Raw genomic sequence first — 4,770 nt, forward strand, 5'->3', positions numbered from 1 at the left:
GTGTTCCTCGACGTCGTACCTTTCGAACGGCTCGTCTTCACCTGGGGTTACCCCGACGATCCCATCGAGAAATCCCCTGTCGTGACTCTAACCCTTACGGAGCACGGCGACTGCACTGAGATGATCTTCCACCTACGCGGATTCGCCGGTCACCCCGGTGATCAGTACGTGTATGATGGCTGGTCTGACGCGCTCGACGATCTGATGACGCACCTGAGCGACTAAAAGCAGTAGACGACGAGCAAGAACAGAGAAGGAGCCTTCATGGATCCTCTTCGCAGATGGCTACTCGTAAAATGCATAAAGCGCCACCGGTCAAGTCCCACCGATCGCCCGCGACGGAGGATGTGACGTCCTTCCCACCAGTTCCGAACAGGATCGAGAAACGGGCGCGATTATGGAGTAATGAAAAAGCCACATTTCTCTATTTTAAATTGAGAAATCTGGCTTTTTATATTGGGATTTCCTTAACGTTGTAAATGTTACCCCGATCATAATTCCAATGCTACAAAGTAGGATGGTGCAAAATAGCACTTAAAATAAGCGCAAATTATCTCCAAAAGTGACAGGCCAAATTTAGGTGTCTTTTTATCATTGCCAAAAACCATCGTTTTTGATAAACGTTTCATTTTTAAAAGCCATTTAGCCTCATATCGTTTTTTTGGTTCACCACCTCGCTTTTCTGAAAACTGTTCCTGCCCCGTTGGAAAAAGCGTCTCCACTTATTGTAGAAACGCCCCCCGTAGCTTAATAAGCTAATTACTCACAATAATTGAGTAGAGATAGAAATGAAATTATATCCTCCGCTTAACATTTTTGATCACTATTTTACTATGGGGAATACTTGGCATGCTAACCATGCTGAAACTTAAATCCTGGTCAGGAACTTCATAATCCATTCGATTCGCTAGAAAACCAAGACTCACTTTCATGACTTCAATGGTGACCCACTCCCCAGCACAGCGATGTCCCATTAAGTAATCACCACCACCCTGCGGAATGAAGCTAAAAGGGCTTCCTTCCCATTTGGCAAATCGATCAGGACTAAATATATGAGGATTTTTCCAAATTTTAGGGTCATGATTTGTACCATAAAGATCCAGCAAGGTTAACGTGCCTTCTTCAAATTTATAGCCTTTCCAGGTGAAATCTTTTTTTACCAGTGCCACTACAAATGGAAAAAATGGATAAAAACGGCGAACTTCCTGTACAAACATCTGAGCATACTTTTCATCGCCGGATTTAAGTTTCTCCCTTTCTTCCGGATAATGGAACACTGCCAGCGCAATGAAATTGATGAATATAGCAATCGCCACAATCGGTCTCAAAATATTGATTACTTCTACAGCTGCAGTCTCGGTATCCAGAAGATTCCCTTCCAGATCCCGATACCAGGCAAATCTGTGTAATGCGGTATTTTCAGGGGGATTCACTTTCCCATCACGAACCCTATCAATGAGTTCTCCAATCCATATTTCTACGTAATTCCGTGCATGTCTCCCTACCCAATGTTTTGGACCAACTGCAGCTGCCGACTCGAACATTGCCCCTAAATTTTTTGTCAGCATCTTAACTTTGCCTTCTTGTACCGGTACCCCTGCCCACTGACAGGCTGTCCTGCACATAATTTCCTTCGCTTCTTCATAAAGAATAACCTTATCCATCTGTTCCCATTTATCCACTGCGATCTCCCACTGTTTTTTTGTAATGTCGGTCAGTTTTTTAATCTCGTCAGAAGACATGATCGCCATAAACATTTCCTTGCGATGTTTATGGGTCTGCCCATCTAACGCCTGAACACCATTCCTGCCAAACAATGTTTGAACCACCCGGTTTGGTGCTGCATCTTTCCTTTTGAATTTCTCAGTGTCATAAAAAACTTCCGCAGCTTCCTTTCCTCCCATGCAGATCGCTTTCTTTCCTAGCAATCTGGTCTGGAAAATATCGGAATTAAAACTGTGACGTCTGTTCAGAATGTACATATATCCTTCTCTCATAAGACTTAAGCTATGGTCTATTCCTTCTTCCCGAGGCATTTGATTTATATTTGACATATGATCCATCTCCATTTTCATGAGTAATGGTCTTATTCTTTGTAAACTCTTCCCTGTTTACTCTCAACAAAACTTGGACCTGGGATAAATGGTGTTCAACTTGATACAATTTAGAACCTTCTTGACGTTAATGACTTCTAATAGCTCTTTAGTCAAACCTCAAACTGCTTCGTTTAGTTTCGTGAGAAATTCTTCTATTCTGTACATGAGTGCAAAAACCCCGTATTTCTGAACTTATTAAATGCAAAAGAGTTCAGAAACCCATTCATTATTCTTTGTTCATCTACTTCAAGTAGAATTAATTGATTAGACAGAAAAGTCCTTATATGATGGGACTTTCAGCCTTAGCCTATGTTTTCGTTGGTAGGACCCTTAAACAGATTTCAACTTCTAAAAAAAAGCCGGTTCGTGTAATAAGGAATCGACTTTTTTAATTTGTCTTGTTGAATTATCATGCTTCGATAGTTGAATAGACATTGTTCAACAAATATGGCCCAATACAAAAAGACACGCCTTTATATAGGCGATCCTCGTTTATGATTAAAGATTAATTTAATTAGCTTTTCAAAAATATTTCCTTTATAATAAAACATCTACCTTCTTAATCCTTAATGTACGATTCGGTGAGTAGCTTTCGTAACATCATTGACAAATGAGAAATGCAGTTCGTGATTATCATTAATCGAAGCGAAAAAAATGCTATCCAATTCTTTGATTCCTTTCTTTTGTAATTGATCTATTAACCATTTTTCATTTAAGTTTAACTGGTTAAGAACAGTAGAATCAATTTTTCCCTCCAAGATGACAGGGTAGGATATGCCTTCATGTTTCTTTTTAATTTCTAAATCCTCTATCGTAACAAAAGATTTGTTCGCTTTTTTATAAACGGTTAAATTTCCATTTGCTTCTACTATTGCAAGTTCCACATCTGTTAGATTAAATATATCCTTTTCTCTGAGCATTTGAAGAATGTTGTCTAAGGAATAGCGGATACGCTTTAAATTTCCCACAAGCATGGTTCCGTTTTGTATGACTATTGTTGGCTCAAATGTGATCAATTTACCGATTCGTCTATTTTTTATTATTAAAGTCGATATGACTCTTTGCAAAAAGGCAATAGCCGAAATGGCGATCGTAGTATTTAAATGGCTGATGTTCGGGTTGGATATATCCACTCCAGCAACGACAGCAAGTGTAATGATGATTAAAAAGTCAAACACTGGTATTTCACTAATAGAACGTTTTCCTATAAATAATGCTGTAATCAATAAAAAAGGAACGAGGGTGATAATTCTTCCGTATAATACAACAATTTCTTTTACCCATTCCAACATTTCATTGATCATCCCTTTTGTATCCGTCTACAAGTTCTTTATAGACTGAAATCATTTTCTCATTAAAATCATAATATTGGTATTGTGATGTGATCTTTGGCAACTGATCTGCTTCGTCTTGACTAGTGACTACCTTTCCTGCTGTAACGTATCGGTTTCGAGGAACTTTCACTCCTATTACCTTTGAAGCTGGTTCTAATACCACGTTTTCCTCTACGTAAGAATCAAAGACTAAACATTGCATGCCAATAAACACTTTATTATCGATCCTGGCAGGTCCATGTACTTGGCATTGCGGTGCTAACGTAACCTGATCACCTATATAGATTGAGTAAGGCTGATTTTCTTTAAAAGTTGAATGATTGGCCAACACACCTTGATATTCATAATTTTTTAACCCATGCAGCACTACCCCATCCTGTACATTGGTTCCATTTCCAATATGGATCCTTAACCCCTCATCTCCCCTTAAGGATGAAAACGGACCTACATACACATTCTCACCTATGCTAACACTGCCAATTACGGAAGCGAAATGATGGATATAAGATGAATGATCCACAGTAGGTTTATCAATGTTCAAATTAAACGTAGTTGTTGTATTTGGGGTCACATTATCTTTATTGTTTAAAGCTTCCATAACTTTTCCAACAATGGAAGAAACGGTAAAACCTAAGATTAATTTGTTGCTCATTTTCATGTTCACACCATCCTTTCCTTAATATTCCATTTTTATTTATTTAAATATTTTGATTTACAAATAAAATTTTTAAGACTCCGTTCTTTGCCTATATCGTAAATGTAGCTCGTGGTTCATCCATCAAAATAAGTATGTTCACCGGTTTGTTTAATCTTTTATAAAAGGGACATTTATAATATACCCGCAACCAATTTGGTTATTGAATTTTTTATGTCGAATTTTTTATTTAAGGGTAAGCATAAATTTATATACTGAACGTATGGCAGCGAAATCGTATATTTAAAATACCCACCTAATCGTGGGCATTTAGAAATAAAGGCTATTTGTTGGTAAATGGATTTTTACTAGGAATTAATTCTTTCGCAAACTCTGTTAATCCAGCGATATTCGGTTTTTGGACACTTTTTCCCATGGGAAAATTATTCATTAAGTTTTGAACAGGATTCTGTATCTTTCTGTTTTGATTTCTTCTTAATCCATAAACAGCCGCACTAATTACAAGACCTAAAACAGACGCCCACATCAATCCATTATTGTTTCTCCGTCTGCCAAACATATTTAAAAGAGGTTGTCTTCTTCCCATATTAAAAAGCGCTGTTATCCAGTTATTCAAATTTAATCACTTCCCCCTTTTTAAAATTTAGAAAGCAAAATTTTTCACTTTCTGAACTTTATTTTGTAC

The 4,770-nt window shown here is 37.7% G+C and carries 6 protein-coding genes; 1 reads left to right on the forward strand and 5 read right to left on the reverse strand.

Annotation, left to right across the window (positions count from 1 at the left end):
* The coding region (locus tag ABHN01_RS25160) for an SRPBCC family protein (protein WP_429877813.1) at positions 1-225 on the forward strand (225 nt) is incomplete at its 5' end.
* 266 nt (positions 226-491) lie between these two features.
* Here the strand turns inward: ABHN01_RS25160 and ABHN01_RS25165 are convergent.
* The 5 genes from ABHN01_RS25165 to ABHN01_RS25185 form a co-directional block, all read right to left on the reverse strand.
* Positions 492-722: a hypothetical protein gene (locus ABHN01_RS25165; protein WP_429877814.1), complete on the reverse strand. Its 231-nt coding sequence runs from the start codon at positions 720-722 to the stop codon at positions 492-494.
* Between the two features lie 72 nt (positions 723-794).
* The gene (locus ABHN01_RS25170; protein ID WP_429877815.1) at positions 795-2,054 is read right to left on the reverse strand and encodes a cytochrome P450; all 1,260 of its coding nucleotides are present in this window, start codon (positions 2,052-2,054) and stop codon (positions 795-797) included.
* A gap of 608 nt (positions 2,055-2,662) precedes the next feature.
* Positions 2,663-3,388, reverse strand: coding sequence for a DUF421 domain-containing protein (locus ABHN01_RS25175; protein ID WP_425590817.1), 726 nt, complete (start codon positions 3,386-3,388; stop codon positions 2,663-2,665).
* Between the two features lies 1 nt (position 3,389).
* Positions 3,390-4,088: a carbonic anhydrase gene (locus ABHN01_RS25180; RefSeq protein ID WP_429877816.1), complete on the reverse strand. Its 699-nt coding sequence runs from the start codon at positions 4,086-4,088 to the stop codon at positions 3,390-3,392.
* Between the two features lie 319 nt (positions 4,089-4,407).
* Positions 4,408-4,701: a hypothetical protein gene (locus ABHN01_RS25185; RefSeq protein WP_429877817.1), complete on the reverse strand. Its 294-nt coding sequence runs from the start codon at positions 4,699-4,701 to the stop codon at positions 4,408-4,410.
* Positions 4,702-4,770 lie beyond the last annotated feature (69 nt).

The sequence above is a fragment of the Fictibacillus sp. NRS-1165 genome (assembly GCF_050468105.1).
Classification (GTDB): domain Bacteria; phylum Bacillota; class Bacilli; order Bacillales; family Fictibacillaceae; genus Fictibacillus_C; species Fictibacillus_C terrinigri.